At 70.8% G+C, this 22,268-nt stretch carries 18 protein-coding genes and 2 pseudogenes; 10 read left to right on the forward strand and 10 right to left on the reverse strand.

What is annotated here, in order from left to right; genetic code table 11:
• Positions 1–139: 139 nt before the first annotated feature.
• Positions 140–661, reverse strand: a complete 522-nt coding sequence (locus AC067Z_RS16925; protein ID WP_478790294.1) for a hypothetical protein — start codon at positions 659–661, stop codon at positions 140–142.
• Between the two features lie 125 nt (positions 662–786).
• Positions 787–1,257 carry a hypothetical protein gene (locus AC067Z_RS16930; protein WP_478790295.1) on the reverse strand — a complete coding sequence of 157 codons (471 nt, stop codon included), beginning with the start codon at positions 1,255–1,257 and terminating at the stop codon, positions 787–789.
• A 293-nt stretch (positions 1,258–1,550) separates the two neighbouring features.
• Here AC067Z_RS16930 and AC067Z_RS16935 point away from each other — a divergent pair, with 293 nt between their 5' ends.
• The 3 genes from AC067Z_RS16935 to AC067Z_RS16945 all read left to right on the forward strand — a co-directional run bounded on the left by AC067Z_RS16935 (position 1,551) and on the right by AC067Z_RS16945 (position 5,789).
• Positions 1,551–2,516, forward strand: a complete 966-nt coding sequence (locus AC067Z_RS16935) for an SCO0930 family lipoprotein (protein WP_478790296.1) — start codon at positions 1,551–1,553, stop codon at positions 2,514–2,516.
• Between the two features lie 301 nt (positions 2,517–2,817).
• The gene (locus AC067Z_RS16940) at positions 2,818–3,630 is read left to right on the forward strand and encodes an SAM-dependent methyltransferase (protein WP_478790297.1); all 813 of its coding nucleotides are present in this window, start codon (positions 2,818–2,820) and stop codon (positions 3,628–3,630) included.
• A 14-nt stretch (positions 3,631–3,644) separates the two neighbouring features.
• The gene (locus tag AC067Z_RS16945; RefSeq protein ID WP_478790298.1) at positions 3,645–5,789 is read left to right on the forward strand and encodes a putative bifunctional diguanylate cyclase/phosphodiesterase; all 2,145 of its coding nucleotides are present in this window, start codon (positions 3,645–3,647) and stop codon (positions 5,787–5,789) included.
• 48 nt (positions 5,790–5,837) lie between these two features.
• On the opposite strand, the gene AC067Z_RS16950 is transcribed toward AC067Z_RS16945, so the two are convergent.
• Complete coding sequence (locus tag AC067Z_RS16950; protein WP_478790299.1) at positions 5,838–6,722, reverse strand: LysR family transcriptional regulator; 885 nt, start codon at positions 6,720–6,722, stop codon at positions 5,838–5,840.
• A 93-nt stretch (positions 6,723–6,815) separates the two neighbouring features.
• Between AC067Z_RS16950 and AC067Z_RS16955 the strand changes: the two genes are divergently transcribed.
• Genes AC067Z_RS16955 through AC067Z_RS16965 form a run of 3 tightly spaced genes read left to right on the forward strand, consistent with a single transcriptional unit; the run spans position 6,816 to position 10,214 of the window.
• The gene (locus tag AC067Z_RS16955; RefSeq protein ID WP_478790300.1) at positions 6,816–7,523 is read left to right on the forward strand and encodes a succinate dehydrogenase; all 708 of its coding nucleotides are present in this window, start codon (positions 6,816–6,818) and stop codon (positions 7,521–7,523) included.
• A 1-nt stretch (position 7,524) separates the two neighbouring features.
• Positions 7,525–9,471 carry a fumarate reductase/succinate dehydrogenase flavoprotein subunit gene (locus AC067Z_RS16960; RefSeq protein ID WP_478790301.1) on the forward strand — a complete coding sequence of 649 codons (1,947 nt, stop codon included), beginning with the start codon at positions 7,525–7,527 and terminating at the stop codon, positions 9,469–9,471.
• Positions 9,468–10,214, forward strand: a complete 747-nt coding sequence (locus AC067Z_RS16965; RefSeq protein WP_478790302.1) for a succinate dehydrogenase/fumarate reductase iron-sulfur subunit — start codon at positions 9,468–9,470, stop codon at positions 10,212–10,214. Before AC067Z_RS16960 ends, AC067Z_RS16965 begins: the two co-directional genes overlap by 4 nt.
• Here the strand turns inward: AC067Z_RS16965 and AC067Z_RS16970 are convergent.
• Entirely contained in the window at positions 10,204–11,211 is a 1,008-nt protein-coding gene (locus AC067Z_RS16970) for an MBL fold metallo-hydrolase (protein ID WP_478790303.1), read from the reverse strand. The genes AC067Z_RS16965 and AC067Z_RS16970 overlap by 11 nt on opposite strands.
• Positions 11,212–11,295: 84 nt before the next feature.
• The gene (locus AC067Z_RS16975; protein ID WP_478790425.1) at positions 11,296–12,192 is read right to left on the reverse strand and encodes a serine hydrolase; all 897 of its coding nucleotides are present in this window, start codon (positions 12,190–12,192) and stop codon (positions 11,296–11,298) included.
• Positions 12,193–12,238: 46 nt separating this feature from the next.
• Here AC067Z_RS16975 and AC067Z_RS16980 point away from each other — a divergent pair, with 46 nt between their 5' ends.
• Positions 12,239–13,195 carry a LysR family transcriptional regulator gene (locus tag AC067Z_RS16980; RefSeq protein ID WP_478790426.1) on the forward strand — a complete coding sequence of 319 codons (957 nt, stop codon included), beginning with the start codon at positions 12,239–12,241 and terminating at the stop codon, positions 13,193–13,195.
• Between the two features lie 21 nt (positions 13,196–13,216).
• Here the strand turns inward: AC067Z_RS16980 and AC067Z_RS16985 are convergent.
• Together AC067Z_RS16985 and AC067Z_RS16990 are read right to left on the reverse strand one after the other, a co-directional pair.
• Positions 13,217–15,557 (reverse strand): annotated as a pseudogene (locus tag AC067Z_RS16985) (ATP-binding cassette domain-containing protein).
• A gap of 28 nt (positions 15,558–15,585) precedes the next feature.
• Entirely contained in the window at positions 15,586–16,611 is a 1,026-nt protein-coding gene (locus tag AC067Z_RS16990) for an LLM class flavin-dependent oxidoreductase (protein ID WP_478790304.1), read from the reverse strand.
• Positions 16,612–16,670: 59 nt separating this feature from the next.
• Between AC067Z_RS16990 and AC067Z_RS16995 the strand changes: the two genes are divergently transcribed.
• Positions 16,671–17,165, forward strand: a complete 495-nt coding sequence (locus AC067Z_RS16995) for a phosphatase domain-containing protein (protein ID WP_478790305.1) — start codon at positions 16,671–16,673, stop codon at positions 17,163–17,165.
• Positions 17,166–17,194: 29 nt separating this feature from the next.
• On the opposite strand, the gene AC067Z_RS17000 is transcribed toward AC067Z_RS16995, so the two are convergent.
• The 3 genes from AC067Z_RS17000 to AC067Z_RS17010 all read right to left on the reverse strand — a co-directional run bounded on the left by AC067Z_RS17000 (position 17,195) and on the right by AC067Z_RS17010 (position 19,304).
• Positions 17,195–17,410 carry a dodecin gene (locus AC067Z_RS17000; protein ID WP_478790306.1) on the reverse strand — a complete coding sequence of 72 codons (216 nt, stop codon included), beginning with the start codon at positions 17,408–17,410 and terminating at the stop codon, positions 17,195–17,197.
• Between the two features lie 23 nt (positions 17,411–17,433).
• The gene (locus AC067Z_RS17005; RefSeq protein ID WP_478790307.1) at positions 17,434–18,222 is read right to left on the reverse strand and encodes a GntR family transcriptional regulator; all 789 of its coding nucleotides are present in this window, start codon (positions 18,220–18,222) and stop codon (positions 17,434–17,436) included.
• Between the two features lie 65 nt (positions 18,223–18,287).
• Positions 18,288–19,304, reverse strand: a complete 1,017-nt coding sequence (locus AC067Z_RS17010; RefSeq protein WP_478790308.1) for a tetratricopeptide repeat protein — start codon at positions 19,302–19,304, stop codon at positions 18,288–18,290.
• A 638-nt stretch (positions 19,305–19,942) separates the two neighbouring features.
• Here AC067Z_RS17010 and AC067Z_RS17015 point away from each other — a divergent pair.
• Positions 19,943–20,749, forward strand: a pseudogene (locus AC067Z_RS17015) (glycoside hydrolase family 16 protein); the annotation flags it as partial.
• A gap of 178 nt (positions 20,750–20,927) precedes the next feature.
• Positions 20,928–22,175 (forward strand): extracellular solute-binding protein, encoded by a 1,248-nt coding sequence (locus tag AC067Z_RS17020; RefSeq protein WP_478790309.1) that lies wholly within the window; start codon positions 20,928–20,930, stop codon positions 22,173–22,175.
• Positions 22,176–22,268 lie beyond the last annotated feature (93 nt).

The raw sequence follows: 22,268 nt of genomic DNA on the forward strand, positions 1-22,268 counted from the left end.
GAGGTTGAACCGGCCGCCCCCCGTGGTTGACCAACCCCCCTCCCCCCCCCGTCCCTCGGAAGGGTTTGGGGTGGGGGGGTGGTGGGGGTGGGGGGGGGGGGGGGGGGTGGGTCCCCCCCCCCCCCCCCCCCGCGACCCCTCAGTGGCGGCGGTCCACCGAGCGCCTGCGGACGATGTACACGGTCGCCGCCGCTGCCGCCGCGACCATTGCGGCGCCTGCCGTGATCTCGGCGGTGTTCAGCCCGTCGAAGCTGCCGCCCAGGCCGCCGCTCACACCTGACGGGGCGATGCTGGTGGGCCGTGTGGAGCTGGCCGTGGGAGTGGACGAACCGCCGGCGATGGTGAGGTCGAGGGTGCCGATCCGTCCGATGCAGTTGAACTGGACGGAGTAGACGGCACCCGGCCTGGCGTCCCCGTCGACCACGGCCGTGGCCGCGCCGTTCTGGGGAATGGTGACGGTGTCGAAGATGCCGGAGGTCACGGTGGTCGTGCTCGGGCAGCCGCCCGCGGTCAGCGTGACACGGCCGCCCGCGGCGATCGTCGAGGGCGTGACGGCGTAGTCGTACGGCGTGTTGTTCACGGCGAATGCGGCGGTAGGAGCGGTCAGGGCGAGTGCGGCCGCTCCGAGCAGAGCGGCGGATGCGGCACGTATCGCACGCATGGTCGGACCTCCGGGTCCCCGAGGAGCAGTAGCGGACCGGTTCCGCAGGGGGCAGGGGGTGCTCCTCGATCAACGAAACGCTAAGAGGGGCCGCCGACGTACGCGATCGGTGTAGTGCAAACGGGTTACACGGTGCGCCTGTGCGGGGGAGTGTGCGGCGTGTCTGCGGGGCGGCCGGGGTGGCGGATGAGATCGGGGGTGACCGCCGTAATCCGTTCGCGCACGGGCCGGCGTACGAGGGCTTCGAGCGCCTCGTCGAGACCTGAGGTCTGTGGGAACGAAGGTTCGACCTCGAACGCGGAGAGCGTCTCGGTCGTGGCTCCCGCTCGGCGTCGAGGTGGGCAGGGCGTCCAGTGCGCGGGGGTGAGGGACGCGAGCCGCCTGTGGGCGCCCCAGTCGGGTGCGGCGCTCGCGAGCCCCTCCTCGGCCGCCTGCGTCACCGTCCGGCTCGCCGCCGAGTGCGTCGCGCCGTCCGCCGCCTGGTTCTGGATCGAACAGGGGTTCGTCTCGCCCTCGGCGCGCCCCTGGAAACCGCGTGGGGGCTGTCGCGGATCCGGGCCGATGCGGAATTGGCGGTGATGGAGGATTCCGGGCACCAGGGAAGCGCCTGGCTGCGGACGCAGGTGCGTGCTGCACTCGACTCCTGCCGCTGACCGGTCCTGTTCGGGGAGGGACGGAAGCGCCGCACGGTTCGTTGACTTCAAGCCAATTCCAGGCGGGGCTTCTTGGGGTGAATTGGCCCGGCTCCCACGGGATTTCATCCATTCGCGTCCGCGACTTCGAAGTTTCTTGCCGGTGCGTTGAACGCAGGCCGCCCCCACGTCCGTACCTAGGGCCATGAAGGCGCCCCACGGCGCCGGAACCGGCTGGGAGAACTACGGGAGTGGACATGAACACCTGGCGGAACGCCTCGCTCGCGGTGACTGCGGCGGCCGTACTCGCGCTGACGACGGCGTGCGGTCAGGAGCAGGGCACCGAGACCCCCAACGGACAGGCGGTCGGTGCGGCCAATCCGGCGCAGCCCGGCAGCGGTGGATACGGAGCGGACTACGGCTCGGACACCGGCGCGGGTGCCGGCGCAGCCGCAGGTGCGGCCAAGCCCGCCGGTCAACTCGCCGTCTGGGAGAGCAAGGACCTCGGCCAGGTCGTCACCGACAGCGCCGGCTTCACGCTCTACCGGTTCGACAAGGACACCCCCAAGCCGCCGAAGTCGAATTGCGAAGGCGACTGCGCGAAGGCGTGGCCCGTCGTCGCCGCCGGCGGCGCGACCGCGGCGCCCGGCGTCGACCCGTCCCTGATCGGTGAGGTGGCCAGGGCGGACGGCACCAAACAGCTCACCATCGGCGGATGGCCGATGTACCGCTACGCCAAGGACACCAAGGCCGGTGACGTCAACGGCCAGGGTGTCGGCGGCACTTGGTACGCCTCCGCCCCCGACGGCAAGAAGGCCGCCCCCGGTGGCGGCGCGGAGGCCGGCGGCGAGGCCGCGGACCTCGCCGGCCTGTCGGTCCGCAAGGACCCCAAGCTCGGCGAGATCGTCGTCGACAAGAACGGTATGACGGTCTACCGCTTCACGAAGGACTCGGCCTGGCCCATGAAGACGGCCTGCACCGGCGAGTGCCTCAAGAAGTGGCCCGTCGTCGCCCCGGTCGACAAGAACGACACCGAGGGAATCCTGAAGAAGGGCTTCGTCACCTTCGACCGTCCCGACGGAATCAAGCAGCAGACCATCGACTGCTGGCCCATCTACACCTTCGCGGGCGACGCAAAGCCCGGCGACACCAACGGCCAGGGTGTCGGCGGCACCTGGTACGCCGTCTCGCCCGAGGGTAAGCCGGTCGGAGCGCCGAAGTAGTCCCCACGCCGCGTATCCGGCCAGCGACGGCCCGCCTCACATCCTTCGGGTGGGGCGGGCCGACCGCATGTGCCGGGCTCCTCGTGCGCATGCCGTGTGCCTGACGACGGGACGGCTCCTGGCGCCCGGCCGGGAACGAGGGTGACCATCCGTCATGAGCCAGACGCATGACGAGGTGTGACCAAGAACGGACCGCTAATTTCCGTTTGGGGTCGCTCTCTTGGCGGGCGATCAGTAGCCTCGGCTCGAACGCTGGCCATGGACATGGCCTATCCGCCGTGGCGACTTGTTGGAGACATCGATGGAGCGTCCCGCCTGGGCCCCGCAGGGCATCGACATATCGGTGCCGAGCGTGTCCCGCATTTACGACTTCTACCTGGGCGGCTCCCACAATTTCGAGGTCGACCGGGAAGCGGCGCGCAAGGCGATGGAGTTCATGCCGGGCCTTCCCAAGATCATGCAGGCAAACCGTGCCTTCATGCGCCGTGCCGTCACCTACGCCGCGAGCGAGGGCATCACCCAGTTCCTCGACATCGGCTCCGGCATTCCCACGTTCGGCAACGTCCACGAAGTCGCCCGCAGGGCGAACCCGGACGCCCTCGTGGTCTACGCCGACCACGATCCCGTCGCCGTCGCCCACAGCCGGACCCTGCTCGACGGGGACAACAAGTCGGCGGTCGTGGCCGGTGACCTGCGCAAGCCGCGGCAGATCCTCGACAGCGACGAGGTGACGGGCCTGCTCGACCTGGACCGTCCGGTGGCCCTGCTGCTCGTCGCCGTACTGCACTTCCTGGAGGACGCGGACGACCCGGCGTCCGCCGTGGCGGAGCTGCGCGACGCGCTCGCTCCCGGCAGCATGCTGATCCTCACCCACGCCTCGTACGAGGGGATCCCGCTCCCGGCGGAGCAGGCCGGCGGCGCGGTCGGCGTCTACCGGGACATCCGCAACCCGTTGGTCATGCGCAGCCGCGAGGAGATCGCGGCGTTCTTCGAGGGATACGAAATGGTCGACCCGGGCCTGGTCGCCATGCCGCACTGGCGGCCGGACACCCCCGCCGAGCAGGAGGACCCGTACGCCTTCTCCGGTTTCTCCGGTGTGGGGCGCAAAGCGTGAAACCGTCGTCGAAGGTGACCGGATCCGCGGGGGATGCGGACGCCCTCCAGGACAGACTCAGGCGGTTCGCGACGATCTGGAGCCGGGCGATCTTCCCGGTGACGGCCACGTCGCTGACGCGGCCCGAGTTCGAAGAGCATCTGCTGCCTGTCGCGCAGGAGTTGAACCGGGTGCTGCACGAGCGCCCGTTCAACCCGCAGGCCGCGCAGCAGGTCGGCAAGGCGCTCGTCGACGCCCACTGCACGGACCCCGACGCGCTCAGCCGCACGCTCGGCGTCGTCGACGCGTATCTGGTCCTGTACTGCGGCGACCCGGAACAGACCGTCGAGGAGAGCAGGGCACGTTGCGCCCGGCTGCAGCACGCCGTCGCCGCCGGCTTCGCCCAGGCCCTGCGTGAACGCACCCTGGCCGAGCAGGAGTCCATCGCCCGCTCCTCGATGCTGGCACGCAGCGACGCGCTGCAGGCGATGCACGCCACGGAGGTGCGCTTCCGTGCCGTGTTCGACGGCGCCGCGATCGGGATAGGCATCGCGGACCTCGACGGCAATGTCCTGGAGGTCAACGACACCCTCACCCAGATGTTCGGTGGTCTCGAGCACCATGTGCGCGGCCGCCGTGTCACCGACTGGGCACACCCCGAGGACCGGCCACAGGTGTGGGACCTCTATGGGGAGCTGGTACGCGGCGAACGCGACCACTTCCGGACGGAGAAGCCGTTCTACCGCAACGACGGCACCGTGCTGTGGACCAATCTGACCGTCTCGCTGCTCCGTGACCCCGAGGGCCAGCCGCAGTACCAGCTGGCCCTGATGGAGGACACCACCGAGCGGCGGCTGCTCAACCTCCGGCTGCGCTACGAGGCCACCCACGATGCGCTGACGGGACTGCCCAACCGCACCCTGTTCTTCGAGCGGCTGGAGAAGGCGGTGACGGCGGGCGACGGAGCCCGGTTCGGTCTCTGCTACCTCGACCTCGACGGCTTCAAGGCCATCAACGACAGCCTCGGGCACGCGACCGGCGACCGGTTGCTGGTGGAGGTCGCCGACCGGCTGCAGAGCTGCGCTACCGCCCCCGGCGAAATGGTCGCCCGGCTCGGCGGCGACGAGTTCGTGGCACTGACGACGGGGCCCGACACCGCGCGCGAGGTCGACGAGCTCGCCGCCCGGGTCCTGGGCGCACTGGCCACGCCGATCAACGTCGACGGCCGGGAGTTCACGGTGCGCGGCAGCATCGGCATCGTCGAGGGTCCGGCGGGCGAGCGCACCACCGCGGAGGTGCTGCGCAGCGCCGACATCACGATGTACCGGGCCAAGTCGGCCGGCGGCAACCGCTTCGAGCTCGCCGACCCCGAGGCGGACGCCCGCGCCATCACCCGGCACGGGCTCACCAACGCGCTGCCCGCGGCGCTGGAACGCGGCGAGTTCTTCATCGAGTACCAGCCGCTCGTGCATCTCGGGGACGGCACCGTCCACGGCGCGGAGGCCCTGGTGCGCTGGTGTCATCCGCAGCACGGCGTTCTCGGCCCCGACCGTTTCATCCCGCTCGCCGAGCACACCGGTCTGATCGTGCCGCTCGGCCGCTGGGTGCTCCAGGAGGCCGTACGCCAGGCCCGGTACTGGAGCAGACGGCACACCGACGGCGGCCCGCTGCGCATCAACGTCAACCTCTCTCCGGCGCAGCTCCATCACCCGGGGCTCGTCGCGGACACCGTCGACGTCCTGGAGCGCTCGGGACTGGAGCCCGGGGCGCTGTGCCTGGAGGTCACCGAGTCGGCGCTCATCGGCGCGGACGAGGACCTGCTCAAGCCGCTGCGCCAACTCGCCGAGATGGGGGTGGACATCGCGCTCGACGACTTCGGCACCGGATACTCCAACCTGGCCAATCTGCGCAGGCTTCCGGTCAGTGTGCTCAAGCTGGACCGCTCCTTCACGCAGGGGATGCAGCAGCACCCGGCCGACCCCGTCGATCTGAAGATCGTCGAGGGCATCGTGTCGCTGGCGCACAGCCTGGAGCTGGCCGTCACCGTGGAAGGCGTCGAGACCGGGGCGCAGGCGGAGCAGCTGCGCGAACTGGGCTGCGACACGGCGCAGGGCTGGTACTACGCACGGCCCGGCGCACCCGATCGCATCCACTCCCTGGTGCTCTCCGACGCGGTGTAGGGCGTCCGGCGGATCACAGCCGGGCGCCGGTCACCACCGTCCGGGGCGTCAGGCGGCCCGCGAGTCCAGCAGCACGCGCTGCAACTCGCGGGCCGCCCGCGGCGGGGCGACATCGCTGCGATGCGCGAGCGCGATCGTTCTCCGCAGCCCCGGCCGGGCGAGCGGTGTCACCCGCAGGTCCCCGCCCGCCCCCTCGGCGACCATGCTCGGCACCACCGCCACACCGAGCCCGGCCCGTACGAAACCCAGGACGGCGTCCATCTCGCCGCCCTCCACCGTGAACGACGGCTCGAACCCCTCCGCCCGGCACGCGGCAACGGTCAGCTCCCTCAGGTCGTAGCCGTGACGGAACATCACCAGCGGCTCGCTCGCCAGATCGGCGATCCGCACCGGCCTGCGCGGAGCCCGTGACGCCCGTGACGACACGACCACCAGATCCTCCTGCAGCAGTTCCACCGTCGTGAGCGCGGGGGACGGCGACGGCAGCGGCAGCACGACCAGCGCCAGATCGAGCGAGCCGCGCGCCAGCTCCCGTACGAGGTCGTGGGAACCGGACTCCTCGATCAGCAGCTCGATGCCCGGATGCAGATCACGGAAGGTCCGCAGCACCTGGGGCAGCAGCCCGGTGCACAGACTCGGCGTCGCCCCCAGCCGGACCCTTCCGCGGCGCAGCTGCGCCAGCTCCTGCACCTCGCGGCGTGCCGTCTCGGTGTCCGCGAGGATCCGGCGGGCGAGCGGGAGCAGCGCCTCCCCGGCGTCGGTGAGCGCGATGTTGCCCCGTGCCCGGCCGAACAGATCGGCGCCCAGCTCCTTCTCCAGGGCCCGGATCTGCTGCGAGAGCGAGGGCTGGGAGACATGGACCCGCTCTGCGGCGCGGGTGAAGTGGCGGGTCTCGGCGACCGCGACGAAGTAGAGGAGCTGCTGCAGCTGCATGACACCACTCTAGGGGTGCATAGGCTGTACCTATCAAGATGAGCGGAATCATGTCTTGGACCTCTGGTGGCCACGGCGCCTAGCGTCGGAGGCATGGCTCTGGCAACGCGGACGGAACGAAAACCGTCCATGACGCGCACGTTCTGGGGATCGACCGTCGGCAAGAAGGCGGTCATGGCCGTCAGCGGACTGATCATGCTCGGCTATCTGGTCGCCCACATGTTCGGCAACCTGAAGATCTTCTTCGGGGCGGCGGAGTTCAACGCCTACGGCCACTGGCTGCGCACCATGGGCGCCCCGCTCCTGCACCACCACTGGGCGCTGTGGCTCGTCCGCGTCGTCCTGCTCGCCGCAGTCGTCGCACACGCCGTCAGTGCGTACCAGCTCAGCCGGCGCGACATCCGGGCCCGGCCGAACGCCTACGTCCACAAGCGGCCGCGCGCGAGCTACGCGACGCGCACCATGCGCTGGGGCGGCATCATCCTCGCGCTGTTCATCGTCTGGCACGTCCTCGACCTGACCACGGGCACCGTGCACACCGGCGGTTTCGAGGAGGGCCACCCCTACCAGAACGTCGTGGACACCTTCTCCACCTGGTACGGCAACGTCATCTACTGCGTCGCCGTGATCGCCGTCGGACTCCACATCCGGCACGGCTTCTGGAGCGCCGCCCAGACCCTCGGCGCCGGCAACGCCACCCGCGACCGCGCGCTCAAGGCCGTCGCCAACGCGCTGGCGCTCGTGCTGACCGCCGGATTCGTCTCCGTCCCCGTCGCCGTCATGACCGGACTGGTGAACTGACATGAACCACTTCTCCGACTACGCAGTCGGCACCCCGATCGCCGACACCACCGCACCCCGAGGGCCGGTCGCCGAACGGTGGGACACCCGCCGCTTCGAGGCCAAGCTGGTCAACCCGGCCAACCGGCGTGGCCACACCGTCATCGTCGTCGGCACCGGACTCGCCGGCGGTGCGGCCGGTGCCACACTCGCCGAACAGGGCTACCACGTCGAGCAGTTCTGCTACCAGGACTCCCCGCGCCGTGCCCACTCCATCGCCGCCCAGGGCGGCATCAACGCGGCCAAGAACTACCGCAACGACGGCGATTCGGTCCATCGCCTCTTCTACGACACCGTCAAGGGCGGTGACTTCCGCGCCCGCGAGTCCAACGTCCACCGCCTCGCCCAGATCTCCGTCGAGATCATCGACCAGTGCGTGGCCCAGGGCGTCCCCTTCGCCCGCGAGTACGGCGGACTCCTCGACACCCGCTCCTTCGGCGGCGTCCAGGTCTCCCGCACCTTCTACGCCCGCGGCCAGACGGGCCAGCAGCTCCTCCTCGGCGCCTATCAGGCGCTGTCCCGGCAGATCGCCGCCGGCACCGTCACAATGCACCCCCGCACCGAGATGCTCGACCTGATCGTCGTTGACGGCCGGGCCCGCGGCATCGTCGCCCGCGACCTGATCACCGGCGGGATCTCCACGTACTTCGCCGACGCGGTCGTCCTCGCGACGGGCGGCTACGGCAACGTCTTCTACCTGTCGACGAACGCCATGAACTCCAACGCCACCGCCGTTTGGCGCGCCCACCGTCGCGGCGCGTACTTCGCCAACCCCTGCTTCACCCAGATCCACCCCACCTGCATCCCGCGCACCGGCGACCACCAGTCCAAGCTCACGCTGATGAGCGAGTCCCTGCGCAACGACGGACGTATCTGGGTCCCGAAGGCCCGCGGCGACCACCGCCCCCCGCACGAGATCCCCGAGGACGAGCGCGACTACTACCTCGAGCGGATCTACCCCTCCTTCGGCAACCTGGTGCCCCGCGACATCGCCTCGCGCGCGGCCAAGAACGTCTGCGACGAGGGACGTGGTGTCGGCCCCGGCGGCCAGGGTGTCTACCTCGACTTCGCCGACGCCATCGCGCGGATGGGCCGCGCGAAGGTCGAGGAGAAGTACGGCAACCTCTTCGAGATGTACGAGCGGATCACCGCGGAGAACCCGTACGAGGTGCCGATGCGGATCTACCCCGCCGTGCACTACACGATGGGCGGGCTGTGGGTCGACTACGACCTGCAGACCACCGTGCCCGGCCTCTTCGCCATCGGCGAGGCCAACTTCTCCGACCACGGCGCCAACCGGCTCGGCGCCTCGGCGCTGATGCAGGGTCTCGCCGACGGCTACTTCATCCTTCCGTCCACGATCAACGACTACCTGGCGCGGGGGACGTTCGACGCCGTCCACGCCACGCACCCGGCCGTGGCGGAAGCCGTCGCCGAGACCGAGGACCGGCTGAACCTGCTGCTGAGCATCGACGGTGACCGCACCCCCGACTCCTTCCACCGCGAGATCGGCGAACTCATGTGGGAGTTCTGCGGCATGGCCCGAAGCGACGAAGGACTGCGCAAGGCACTCGACCGGATCCCGCAGATCCGTGACGAGTTCTGGCGCCGCATCAAGGTCCCGGGCACGGGCGCGGAGTTCAACCAGTCGCTGGAGAGGGCCAACCGCATCGTCGACTACCTGGAACTCGCCGAGTTGATGTGCCTCGACGCGCTGCACCGGACCGAGTCCTGCGGCGGGCACTTCCGCGAGGAGTCCCAGACCCCGGACGGCGAGGCCGCCCGGCGCGACGAGGAGTTCTCGTACGCCGCCGCGTGGGAGTTCCGGGGCACCGGCGAGGCACCCGCACTCCACAAGGAAGACCTCGTCTTCGAACACGTCCACCCCACCCAGCGGAGCTACGCATGAAGCTCAAACTGCGCGTCTGGCGCCAGAAGAACGCAGCGGCCGACGGCGCCATGGCCACCTACGAGGTGGACGGGATCTCCCCGGACATGTCGTTCCTGGAAATGCTCGACACCCTCAACGAGGACCTCACCCTGCGCGGCGAGGAGCCCGTCGCCTTCGACCACGACTGCCGCGAAGGCATCTGCGGCGCCTGCTCGCTCGTCATCAACGGCGACGCCCACGGCCCCGAACGCACCACCACCTGCCAGCTGCACATGCGGTCCTTCGACGACGGCGACACCATCGTTGTCGAGCCGTGGCGCGCCGCCGCCTTTCCGGTGGTCAAGGACCTGGTCGTCGACCGGTCCGCCTTCGACCGGATCATCCAGGCCGGCGGATACATCAGCGCACCGACCGGCTCCGCGCCCGAGGCGCACGCCACTCCCGTGCCCAAACCGGATGCCGACCTCGCCTTCGAGCACGCCGAATGCATCGGCTGCGGCGCCTGTGTGGCCGCCTGCCCCAACGGCTCGGCGATGCTCTTCACCTCGGCCAAGGTCAACCACCTCAATGTGCTGCCGCAGGGCGCACCCGAGCGGGAGACCCGCGTGCTCGACATGGTCGCCACCATGGACGAGGAGGGCTTCGGCGGATGCACCCTGACCGGCGAATGCGCGACGGCGTGCCCCAAGGGCATCCCGCTGCCGTCGATCTCGGCGATGAACCGGGAGTGGCTGCGTGCCGCCCGTAAGGTCAGGCGCTGACCGCGGGCCGAAGCCCGGCGTCGTAGACCGTCCCGTAGTCGGGGACGACGACCCGGGCCGCGGGGGCAAGGCGCCGGACCTCGGCGGTGAAACCGTCGAGGTCCATCGCCGGATCCCGCTGCGGCGGGTCGGTCAGCGGACGTTCGAAGTGGTCCCAGTGCACGGGGACCACAGTCCCCGGGGCGCCGAGGGTCTCCAGCAGCCGCGGCAGATAACGGTGCGTGGCGCGGCTGGAGTTGACGGCAGCCATCAGGACGTCCGGTCGCAGACCGCTCGCCGACCGCTCGTCGAAGTCACTGGCTCCCATCAGGAAGTACGACGGGCCCCCGGCCACGGTCAGCTGGAACGCCAGTGTGTCGCCCTCGGGGAGATCGGAGATCGTCCGCGGTGCCCGGCGGGGCGGGGCGGTCAGTGTGCCCGGCGCGAAATAGGACCAGGTGGCGTTGCGGCTGTGCCGGCTCGGGACGACCTCCACCGTGTATCCGCCGAAGTCCAGCACCTCACCGCCCCTGACCACACTGATCTGCCCCGCGTCCACGCCCATCGCCCGCAGCACGTGATACGTCGTCTCGGTCCCGATCACCCGCGCGCCCGTGGACTTCGCGAGGAACGGCACGTCGTTGATGTGGTCCCAGTGGGTGTGGCTGACGAGTACCACCTCGGGCCGGCCGCCGTGCCGTCGTACGAGATCGTGGTCGCAGACCAGTTCCGTCGTCGGGTCGAAGCTGCCCTTCGGGCCGAACAGCCCGGTCGGGAAACGGGTGATGTACGGGTCGAAGAGCACGGTCCGCCCGCCGACACCGATGTGCCAGCCCGACGTGCCGAGCCACCGCAACGTCGCCGCGTCCGCCCGCACGTCCGCGCGGCGGCCGTCCGCGCGCGCCGCCCCCGCCGGCAACAGGGGCGCCGCCGCTCCGACGGCCGCCCCACGCAACAAGGTCCGCCGTACGAATGCGCGCCGACCGTTGTCCTTCCCACCGCTCAACAGTTCGCTCATGGGCGGCAGAAGATCAGCCCATGCCCGGGTGTGTCCAAGACCGAATCAGCAACGCCGCGATACCCCAGGGCGTATGAGTGCAGGTCAGACGGCGTGATCCGAGTGCCGACCACGCAGGAAATCCACGGCGGTCCGGGCCGCCGTGCCGATCGCCACATCAGTGCTCGTACGGTTCGCCACCGGATCGGGTGTCCGGGCGAACACCGCGACCGCATACCGCCCGCCGTCCGGGTACTGCGCCACCCCGATCTCGTTGTGCAGCCCCGGCAGCGTGCCCGTCTTCGCCGCGACCCGCACGCCGTCGCCGAATCCGGCCGCGAGACGGTGCCGGAACACCTGGCGGCCCATCACCTCACGGACCCAGGAGCAGACTTCGGCCGGTCCCGCCTCGTCCCGCCAGATCATGCGCAACAGACGTGTCATCTCGCGCGGGGTGCTCGCGTTCGTCCGCGCCGGGTCGAACACCGACAGGCTGTTCACCTCGGCCGGGGCCAGGGCGGGGTACAGCGCCGCGAACTCCGCCTCGTTCCGCGCACCCACCTCCGCCAGCATCGAGGCCAGCAACTGCCGTGGACCGCCCGCGATCCGCGTGTTCACGAGGCCCAGTTCCTTCGCCAGCAGCGCCACCGTGTCCAGGCCCACCCGCTCCAGCAGGAGATCGGCGGCCGTGTTGTCGCTCACCGACATCGCGAAATGCGCCAGGTCGCGCAGGGACAGCTCCACATCGTCGAGACAGCCCGCCGTGCCCCAGCCACCCAGTCTGTGGGCCGCCGTCACCCGCACCCTCTCCCGGGGATCGAGCTGGCCGGAATGCGACTGCCGGGCGAACTCCAGCACCAGCATCACCTTGAACACCGAGGCAAGGACGACCGGTTCATCGACTCCGCACCCCGTCTCACCGGGCCCGTCGATGTCCGACGCGTGCAGCACACCCTCGGCCCCGGCCGCATCGAACACCGTACGCAGCCTCTTCGCCATCAGCATGTCCGGGGTCACTCCTGTCGTCTAGAGTCGTCACGTGGATCTTCTGCGCCACCTGCGCATCTTCTCCGTCGTTGCCGACGAGATGCACTTCGGGCGGGCCGCCGAACGCCTCGGCATGGCCCAGCCCCCACTCAGCCGCGCCGTCCGCAGACTGGAGGACGACCTCGGCGCCGAACTCTTCGACCGCACCCGCCGCCAGGTGCGGCTCACCCCGGCCGGAGCCGTACTCCTCGACGAGGCACGGGAGTTGCTCGCCCGCGAGGAGCGGACCAGAACGCTGGTGCGCCGGGCCCACGACGGCGGCCTCGGCACCCTGCGCGCCGGGGTGCAGCCGGACACGACGGCCGCTGCGCTCGGCGCGCTGCTCGCCGCGTGCGAGGAGCATGCCCCCGGGCTGCGTGTCGATCTCCAGGAGCTGGCGACGGATGAGCAGTTGAGGCTGCTGACGTCCGGCGGCCTCGACGTCGGCCTGGTGCACGCCCCGGTCGGCGCCACCGACCTCGTGCAGGGCCCCGAGGTCGCCACCGAACTCGGAGTGGTGCTGCCACGCACCTCGCCGCTGACGGGCCTCTCCGAGGTGGCGATCGGCGACCTCGCGGGCCACGACCTGGTCCTGTGCCCGCGCTCGACCGCACCCGGCTGGTACGACGGCGTCCTCGACGTCTGCCGTGCGGCGGGCTTCGTCCCCGGCCGGGTCCGGCACGCCACCAACCCCGAGTTCCTCGTGGGTCTCGTGGCCGCGGGTCGCGGCGTCGCCTTCGACCAGGGCCCGCTCGCCCGCAAGGAACCGCGGGTGACCTGGCGCCCGCTGGCCGGGCGGCCACTGGCCCGCCGGATCTGCGGCGCCTGGCCGCGGCAGTCACCGCACCCCGGCGCGCGCGAGTTCGCCGCCGTCGCGGCGAACGTGCTGGCACGTGAGCACGGCATGGCCGGCGCCGGCCCGGTGGGCGCGCCCGGCACGGACGCCACTGTGCGCCCGTGGTCCGTCGTCTTCGCCTGAACCGGCTGTGCCCGGCGCCGGTCAGCGACCGAGCGACCTGGCCAGATACGGTGCCGTGCGACTGCCCGCCGCCCGCGCCACCTCCCCGGGCGCGCCCGCCGCGACGACCGTCCCGCCCTCCGCGCCGCCGCCCGGGCCCAGGTCGATCACCCAGTCCGCGCCCGCGACCACGTCCATGTCGTGCTCGACCACCACCACCGTGTGGCCCGCTTCCACCAGACCGTGCAGCTGACGCATCAGCACCTCCACATCGGCCGGGTGCAGACCGGCCGTCGGCTCGTCCAGGACGTAGAGCGTGTGCGCCCGGCGCAGCCGTTGCAGCTCACTCGCGAGCTTGATGCGCTGCGCCTCGCCGCCCGACAGCTCCGTCGCCGGCTGCCCGAGACGCAGATAGCCGAGCCCGACGTCCAGCAGCGTGCCCAGGCTCCGCGCCGCCGCCGGGACGTCCTCGAAGAAACCGGCCGCCGCCTCGACCGTCAGATCCAGCACCTCGGCGATGCTCCGCCCGCGATAGTGCACCTGGAGCGTCTGCGGGTTGTAGCGCGCGCCGCCGCAGTCCGGGCACGGCGCGTACGTACTGGGCAGGAACAGCAGCTCCACCGAGATGAAGCCCTCGCCCTGACACGTCTCGCAGCGGCCGCCGGACACGTTGAACGAGAAGCGGCCCGCCTTGTAGCCCCTTTCCCGGGCCTCCGCCGTGGCGGTGAACAGTTTCCGCACCACGTCGAACAGGCCCGTGTACGTGGCCAGATTGGATCGCGGCGTGCGCCCGATCGGCTTCTGGTCCACCGTCACCAGCCGTCCCACGCCGGACAGTTCACGCGTGATCGAACCGACCAGTGTGGACTTCCCCGACCCCGAGACCCCGGTGACCGCTGTCAGCACCCCCAACGGCAGCGTCGTGGTCAGCCCGCGCAGATTGTGGCGGGTGACCGGACCGAGCGGCAGACGGCCGGAGGGCTCGCGCGGCGTCCGCGCAGGCGCGGGCCCCCTCTCGAACAGAAAGCGACGGGTAGCCGACTCCGCTACCCCGGCCAGCTCCCCGGGCGGACCGCTGTGCAGCACCCGGCCGCCGTGCTCGCCCGCCTGCGGCCCCACATCGACCAGCCAGTCGGCCCGTCGCACCACATCGAGATGGTGCTCCACCACGAAGACCGAGTTGCCGGCCGCCTTCAGCCGGTCCAGCACCACCAGCAGTGCCTCCGTGTCGGCCGGGTGCAGCCCCGCCGACGGCTCGTCCAGGACGTAGACGACACCGAACAGCCCCGACCTCAGCTGCGTCGCCAGCCGCAGACGCTGCAGTTCCCCGCTGGAGAGCGTCGGCGTCGGCCGGTCGAGACTCAGGTACCCGAGCCCCAACTCGGTGACGGTGGCCACGCGGGCCAGCAGATCGGTGGTCAGGACACGGGCGGTCCCGCCGTCCGGCGCCCGCAGCAGCACCTCGGCCACCTCCGTCAGAGGAAGTGCGGCGAGTTCGGCGATCGTCCGCCCGGCGAAGGTCACCGCCAGGGCCTCGGGCCGGAGCCTGCTGCCGGCGCACACCGGGCACGGCTCACTCGTCAGGAACCGTTCGGCCCGGGCGCGCAGCGTCTGGCTCCGCGAGTCGGAGAAGGTGTGCAGCACATAGCGCTGCGCGCTCATGTACGTGCCCTGGTATGGGCGTTGGATGCGATCCGCGTCCCGCTTCGGGTGCACCGTCACGACCGGCTGCTCGTCGGTGAACAGGATCCAGTCCCGTTCCTTCTGCGGCAGATCCCGCCACGGCCGGTCGACGTCGTACCCGAGCGCGTCCAGGATGTCGCGCAGGTTCTTGCCCTGCCAGGCACCGGGCCAGGCCGCGATCGCGCCCTCACGGATGGACAGTGCGGGATCGGGGACCAGCAACTCCTCGCCGGTGCGGTGCACGCGGCCCAGACCGTGGCACTCGGGACAGGCACCGGCGGCGGTGTTCGGCGAGAAGGCGTCCGAGTCGAGCCTTGCCGCCCCCGCGGGGTAGTCGCCCGCCCGGGAGAACAGCATGCGCAGCGAGTTCGACAGGGTGGTGACCGTACCGACCGACGAGCGCGACGTGGGGGAGGAGCGGCGCTGCCTCCAGGGAGACCGCGGGCGGCAGGCCGGTGATCTCGCCGACCTCCGGGGCGCCGACCTGGTGAATGAGCCGGCGGGCATACGGGGCGACGGACTCGAAGTAGCGACGCTGGGCCTCCGCGTAGATCGTGCCGAACGCCAGCGAGGACTTGCCGGAGCCGGACACACCGGTGAAGACGACGAGTGCGTCTCGCGGGATGTCGACGTCGACGCCGCGCAGATTGTGCTCCCGGGCGCCGCGGACGCGCACATACAGGTCGTGGGGGCTGTGCATGACGGACGATTCTAGGCGTTCGCGCTGGTCAGGCCCGTACCGTCCGCTCGGTGCGGCGCGCGACACCGGCCAGCCGCCGAAACGAATCCAGCAGCGCCTCCCGGTCGTACGTGCTCGTGGTCACCAGAACCTCGTCCGCGCCGCTGTCCCCGATCAGCGCCTCCAGCGCATCGGCCACCTGCTGCTCCGTGCCCGCCACATGGCCGCCGAGTCCCGCTTCGTAGAAGCCGCGCTCCTTCTCGGTCATCGCCAGCGTCTCGATCCGCTCCGGCGACAGCAGCGGCGGGAAGACACCGTGCGTCCGGGAGTACGCCAGCGACCAGGCCTCCGGCATCAGCAGCCTGCGCGCCTCCTCCTCGGTCCCGGCGACCGCCACGGTCCCCGCGACGACCACGTACGGCCGCTCGGACCAGAGGGACGGCCGGAATTCCCTGCGGTACGCGGCCACGGCACCCAGCAGCCGGTCGCGCCCCCTCAGATCGCCGATCACCAGCGGCAGCCCGGCCCGCGCCGCGATCCTCGCCCCCTCGCCGGTCGCCAGGAGATACGGCGGGACCCTGAGGCCCTCCGCGGGACGCGCGTGCACCTGCGGATACGTCCGCTGCTCACCCGTGAACCAGCCGAGCAACTCCTCCAGCTGCGCCGCGAAGTCGTCGGCGTCCTTCTTGTCCCGGCCCAGCGCCCGTCGTATCCCGTCCGTGAAGCCGACCGAACGGCCCAGACCCATGTCGATCCGGCCGGGAAAGAGCGACTCCAGCACACCGAACTGCTCGGCCACCACCAGGGGTTGATGGTTGGGCAGCATCACACCGCCCGTGCCGACCCTGATCGTGGAGGTGGCGGCGGCCACCGCGGCCGCAAGCACGGTCGGGGCGGAGCCCGCGACCCCGGGCACGCTGTGGTGCTCGGAGACCCAGAAGCGGTGATAACCCAGCGCCTGAAGATCCTGCGCGAGGCGGACCGTGCCCCTCAGCGCCTCCGCGCCGTCCTCGCCCTCACGGGTGCGGGAGCGGTCGAGTACGGACAACCGGGTGGACGCGATCAGGGTGCTCACCCCTCGTACAACGCCCGCCTCGCGTGAGGATTCCCCACCCCGTTGCCTACTGTGGTGGCGTGACAGGACAGAGCAGGCCACTGGCCGTATTCGACCTCGACGGGACCCTCTCCGACGCCGGGCACCGCCAGCATCTGCTGGAGCGCAGGCCGCGGGACTGGGACGGGTTCTTCGCCGCGGCACCCCAGGACCCCCCGCTGGCCGAGGGCGTGCGACGGTGCCTCGACGCCGCGGCGGAGTGCGAGGTCGTGTATCTCACCGGCCGGCCGGAGAAGTGCAGGCAGGACACCCTCGACTGGCTCGCCGCGCAGGGCCTGCCGGACGGCAGGATCTTCATGCGGCGCAACGACGACCGGCGGCCGGCCCGCAGGACCAAACTGGACATCCTGCGACGCCTCGGCCGCGACCGTGAGATCCGGATGCTGGTGGACGACGACGAGCTGGTGTGCGAGGACGCCGCGCGTGCGGGCCTCCCCATCGTGCGCGTCACCTGGGGCGCCGGCAGCACGAGCGCGGCGATGAAGGACGCCCAGGAGCGCGAGGGACGCACCTGACGGACGCCGCGGGCACCGCCCGCGGCGTGTCAGGCGCCGTCCTCCAGCCGGAAGCCGACCTTCAGCCCCACCTGATAGTGCTCGATCCGGCCTTCGACGATATGGCCGCGGACCTGCGTCACCTCGAACCAGTCGAGTCCGCGCAGCGTCTGGGACGCCCGGTCGATGCCGTTGCGGATGGCCTGGTCGATGCCCTCCTGGGAGGTGCCCACGATCTCGGTGACACGGTAGGTGTGGTTCGACATGCGTCGCGCTCCTCTCGATGCGTTCACTCCACGGTGCCCCACCATGAGGAGTCGCGCGAGGCGTCGGGTGCGGGCCGGTCGTCCCCGGACGCGCCGAGCGAGAGGCGGGAGACGACGCGGTAGCGGTCGCCCCGGTAAAGCGAGCGGACGTACTCCACCGGGAGGCCCTCCGCGTCCGAGGTGACGCGTTCGAACAGCAGCGCGGGTGACAGGACCGGCACCTCCAGCAGCTCCGCCTCCGCCTCACTCAGCACCGTGGGCTCGATGGACTGCTCGGCCCGCGCCGTGACGATCCCCCGCTCGACACGCAGATACCGGTAGAAGCCGCCCTCCATCTCACGCGCGGTCAGCCCGGGTACCAGCTCGGCCGGTATGTGCAGATGCTCCAGCGCGATCGGGGTGCCGTCGACGAGCCGCAGCCGGGCCACGTACACCAGCCCGGCTGCGGGGGACAGCCGTAGTCTGCGGCCGACACGGGCGCCCGCGGTGGTCGTACGGAACTCGAGCACCCGGCTCGACCAGACGCCGGCAGCCGGTGGCGCCACGGCCGGCGCCCCGTCGGTGACCAGCTCCTGGGTGACCTTGGCGGCAGCGACGAACATGCCACGGCCGTGCTCCCGAACGAGCTGTCCCGCGGCGACGAACTCGTCGACCGCCGCACGCAGCGTGGGCCGGGAGACGCCGAGCCGCGCGCACAGGACGCGTTCGGAGGGGACGGCGTCACCGGGCCGCCGGTCCTCGACGAGCGCCAGCAGATGCGCACGCACCCGCTCCCGCTTGAGCGCTGCTCCGGGTGAGCGGTCGTCCCCCATAACCCGTTCCCTCCGCGAGCGGTGCCGGGCCCCGAGGATACGGCCTGAGGGAGCGAGCGCCCAGGTCATGCCGCCGTCAGCTGGGCGCGGAAGGCGGCGACGGTCTGCCGTGCCTGCTGCAGCCCGATGCGCTCGAACTCGCCGTCGAGTTCGTCCAGTTCGGCCAGCGTCGTGTGCCGGGCGCGGCCGCTGCGGGAGCGGGACTTGGCCAGTCCCAGCCGGGCCAGTGCGGTGCCGCGCGCCTCGTTCATCTCGCGGAACTCGGCCAGTGCCACGGCATAGACGGCGCAGGCCTCCTCGTAACGCCCTGCCCGGAACAGGACGTTGCCGCGCATCTTGTGGTTGTAGGCGAGTGCCCCGGCCAGCTCCATCGCGCGGCAGATGGCCTCGCCCTCGCTCAGCAGCGCGAGCGCCCGGTCCGTGTCCCCCTGCAGTGACAGCACATCGGCCATGCCCCGCAGGGACCAGGCCCGCCCGCGGGAGTCGTCGGCACCGGTCGCGATCCGCACGCATTCGGTGAACAGGTCCAGCGCCGTGGCGTGGTTGCCCGTGTTGCGGTGCATCTGCGCGATCCCGGACATCGCCCACACCACATGGCGTGACTCGCCATGCTGCCGTGCCTGTCGGAGCAGCTCCTCGTGCAGGTCGGCCACGGCGTCGTAGTCGCCCTGTATCCGGCCGGTCTCGGCGAGACCGGCGAGCGCGTAGCCGTGGGCGAGCCGGTCGCCCGCGGCGTCGGCGAACGCGACGGCTGCGGTCAACAGCCTGCGGGCGAGCGGCAGGGTGCCGCACTGGCGGGCGAGCGTCCCGCCGCTCCACAGGGCCCAGGCCATGCCGGCCGCGTCACCCGCGCGCCGGGCGCAGCGGTAGCTGTCGTGCCATGCGGAGCGGGCTTCGGCGGCGTGCCCGAGCCGTCGGGCGGCCTCGGCGAGCGCCAGCGCCGCGCGTGCCTTGTCGAGATCCGACTGTGCGTCGCGGCGGGCGCGTTCCGCGGTGGCGAGGACGTCGTCGTACGAGGAGTTCACACTGAGCGCCGCGCCCAGTTCGCCCTGGTACTCCGGGGCGAATGCCTTGCCGTACATGGAGAGGTGGCCTCCTGACCGTGGGGGGTTCGATCAAGAAGCTACGGGCGGGCGGGGGTGCGGTGGATCAGCCTGCCTATGTGTTTCCGCATCGGTCGCAGGTGCTACTCGACAGCGGAGGGTCATCATCGCGACGTACGGGCTACCCGCCTGACCTGCAGGAATATGCGGCGTGGGGCAAGGGTGTGTGCTGTCGCCACCCTGGGTGACGGTCGTCACCCGGAGGCGGCCATGGCGTGCCGCCGCCAACTGGTCAACTGGTAAAGGTAGTTGGTTGCACCACGGCGGAAGGGGGTGCGTGAACAGGCCCTTCTTTCCGGGGTATTGACCTCTCCAATGGTCTATGCCACCTTCGGGTCGCACTGCTGGATGGTTGACCAATTGGTCAACTTGCTCTCGAGGTAGCCCCGTCAACGGGAGCCGCCCCCCACGCATCGACCTCCCGAGAGGAACTCCAGGTGACGACCACGAGCAGTAGTACCGACCGGCCTTCGGGCCGCGCGCACACCCTCCGCACCCGACGTGCCGGCCTGCCACGTCGCATCCCCCTGCGCCTGCGCGCCGCGCTCGCCGCGGCAGTCGTGGCCGGGATCGGCAGTGCCACCCTGGCTGCCCCTCCGGCGGCAGCCGTCGCCGACCCCGCCCTCTTCGACGACTTCGCCTACGCCTCGCACGCCGACCCCGCCCTCGCGGCCCACGGCTGGAGCGTGCGCGCGAACACGGGCGGCCCCGGCGTGCCGGGTGCCACCTGGGCGCCCGAGAACGTCACCTTCGCCGAGGAAGGTGCCAACTCGGTCATGAACCTGGAGACTTCGACCGCGGGCACGGGGCAGTCCACCGAGCAGACGGAGATCCTCACCCGCGCGATGAAGTTCAGGAACGGCACCTACGCAGCCCGGGTCCACTTCTCCGACGCCCCGAGGTCCGGCCCCGACGGCGACCACGTCGTCCAGACGTTCTTCACCATCAACGACCTCACGGCACCGATGGCGGACGACTATGCCGAGTACGACTTCGAGTACCTGCCGAACGGCGGTTGGGGCGAGCCCGCGAACATCCTCTTCACCACCTCGTGGGAGACCTACCGGCCCGACCCGTGGGAGGCGGTCAACCAGCATTCCGAGGTCCGGGCGAGCTACGCAGGCTGGCACGACCTCGTCGTCACCATCGACGACAGCGCCATCGTCTATTACGTCGACGGCCGGGAGTTCGGGCGGCACGACGCGCGATATCTGCCCGAACGCCCGATGAGCATCAACTTCAACCAGTGGCTCATCGACTTCGCGGGCCAGAGCAGTACCGCGCCGCGCGCCTACGACCAGAAGGTCGACTATGTGCTGCACGTGAAGGACCGAGTGCTCACCCCGGCTCAGGTCGGCGCCGAGGTCGCAGCCTACCGGGCCGCCGGGGTGGCCTTCGAGGACACAGTTCCGGCCGCCGAATAGCCGTGTTCCCGGGGCGGGCGCGGTCGCCGAGGCCGCCCCGGCCACGGCCGTCGGCGGTTCTCCGGGCTTGACCCGCCCTTTGGTCCATACCAAAATCCAGCCACACGCCCGTGCGAGCGACAGCTCCGCCCCCCACGTCGGGTCCATCCTCCGTGCCCTCACGCAGAAGGTGACCTACGTGAAGAACCGCTCGTTCACCCTGTCCACCGCCGTCGCGTGCGCCCTCACGCTCGGCGCCTGCGGGATCCTTCCGGGCGGCTCCGACACCCGCACCGTGCACATCTGGCTGATGAAGGGCAGCGTGTCCGAGGGCTTTCTCGACCGCTTCACCGAAGCCTTCGAGCAAGACCACCCCGACATCGAACTCGACGTCACCTTCCAGGAGTGGACGGGGATCGGCAAGAAGGTCACCGCAGCGCTCGACGGAGATGACGCCCCGGAAATCATCGAGGTCGGCAACACCCAGGTCGCGCAGTACGCCGACAGCGGCGGACTGCGCGACCTCACCCTCGAATCCGTGCGCGATCTCGGCAGCGAGGAATGGCTGCCCGGCCTCGCCGAACCGGGCAGCATCAGCGGATCCCAGTACGGCATCCCCTGGTACGCGGCCAACCGCGTCGTCATCTACAACAAGGACCTCTTCTCCGCCGCCGGCATCGACGCGCCGCCCAGGACCCGGACCGAATGGCTGAAGATCTCCGAACGGCTCAACACCGGTGGAAACGACGGCATCTACCTCTCCGGACAGGACTGGTACACCCTGGCCGGATTCATCTGGGACGAGGGCGGACAGCTCGCCGTCGAGAAAGGGGGCGAGTGGAAGGGGACGCTGGACACCCCGGCCGCGCTGCGCGGCATGAACTTCTACAAGCAGCTCCAGTCCCATGGCAGCGGACCCAAGGACGCCGACGAGGAGACCCCGCCCCAGGCGCAGGTCTTCGCCAAGGGCAAGGTCGCGCAGATGATCGCGGTGCCGAGCGCCGCCACCCTCATCGAGCAGGCCAACCCCGCCCTCGCCGGCAAGCTCGGCTTCTTCCCCGTCCCCGGCAAGACCGCTTCCGCACCGGGTTCGGTCTTCATCGGCGGGTCCGACCTGATCGTCCCCGACAACTCCGAGGAGCGGGCCGCGGCAGTGGAGGTCGTCTCCGCGCTCGCCGGCGAAACCTGGCAGATCGACCTCGCCCGCACCATGAACTACGTGCCGAACAAGACGACGCTCGCCGACGACCTGCAGGACGAGGAGAGCACAGCCGCGATGGCGGCGGGCGCGGCCAGAGGCAGAGCCACACCGAACTCACCGCAGTGGGCGGGCGTGGAGGCCGACAATCCGATCAAGCCCTACATGACGGCCGTCCTCCAGGGCCAGGACCCGGCACGTGCCGCACGCACCGCGTCCCAGAGGATCACTTCGGCGCTGTTGCCGTAGCACGGGCGGGACAGGTCCTGGCAGCAGGTCCGTCGGGTGAACGGGCCCGGACACCGAATGCCCGGCATTCAACGTTCGCACATCCACTCTCCG

This window comes from Streptomyces sp. NPDC043812 (assembly GCF_056436245.1).

Coding starts and splice junctions, on each gene's coding strand:
- AC067Z_RS17005 (WP_478790307.1), bottom strand. CDS start 18,222: ATGGGGGACGACCGCTCACCCGGAGCAGCGCTCAAGCGGGAGCGGGTG.
- AC067Z_RS17000 (WP_478790306.1), bottom strand. CDS start 17,410: ATGTCGAACCACACCTACCGTGTCACCGAGATCGTGGGCACCTCCCAG.
- AC067Z_RS16965 (WP_478790302.1), top strand. CDS start 9,468: ATGAAGCTCAAACTGCGCGTCTGGCGCCAGAAGAACGCAGCGGCCGAC.
- AC067Z_RS17010 (WP_478790308.1), bottom strand. CDS start 19,304: ATGTACGGCAAGGCATTCGCCCCGGAGTACCAGGGCGAACTGGGCGCG.
- AC067Z_RS16940 (WP_478790297.1), top strand. CDS start 2,818: ATGGAGCGTCCCGCCTGGGCCCCGCAGGGCATCGACATATCGGTGCCG.
- AC067Z_RS16935 (WP_478790296.1), top strand. CDS start 1,551: ATGAACACCTGGCGGAACGCCTCGCTCGCGGTGACTGCGGCGGCCGTA.
- AC067Z_RS16970 (WP_478790303.1), bottom strand. CDS start 11,211: ATGAGCGAACTGTTGAGCGGTGGGAAGGACAACGGTCGGCGCGCATTC.
- AC067Z_RS16925 (WP_478790294.1), bottom strand. CDS start 661: ATGCGTGCGATACGTGCCGCATCCGCCGCTCTGCTCGGAGCGGCCGCA.
- AC067Z_RS16955 (WP_478790300.1), top strand. CDS start 6,816: ATGGCTCTGGCAACGCGGACGGAACGAAAACCGTCCATGACGCGCACG.
- AC067Z_RS16950 (WP_478790299.1), bottom strand. CDS start 6,722: ATGCAGCTGCAGCAGCTCCTCTACTTCGTCGCGGTCGCCGAGACCCGC.
- AC067Z_RS16960 (WP_478790301.1), top strand. CDS start 7,525: ATGAACCACTTCTCCGACTACGCAGTCGGCACCCCGATCGCCGACACC.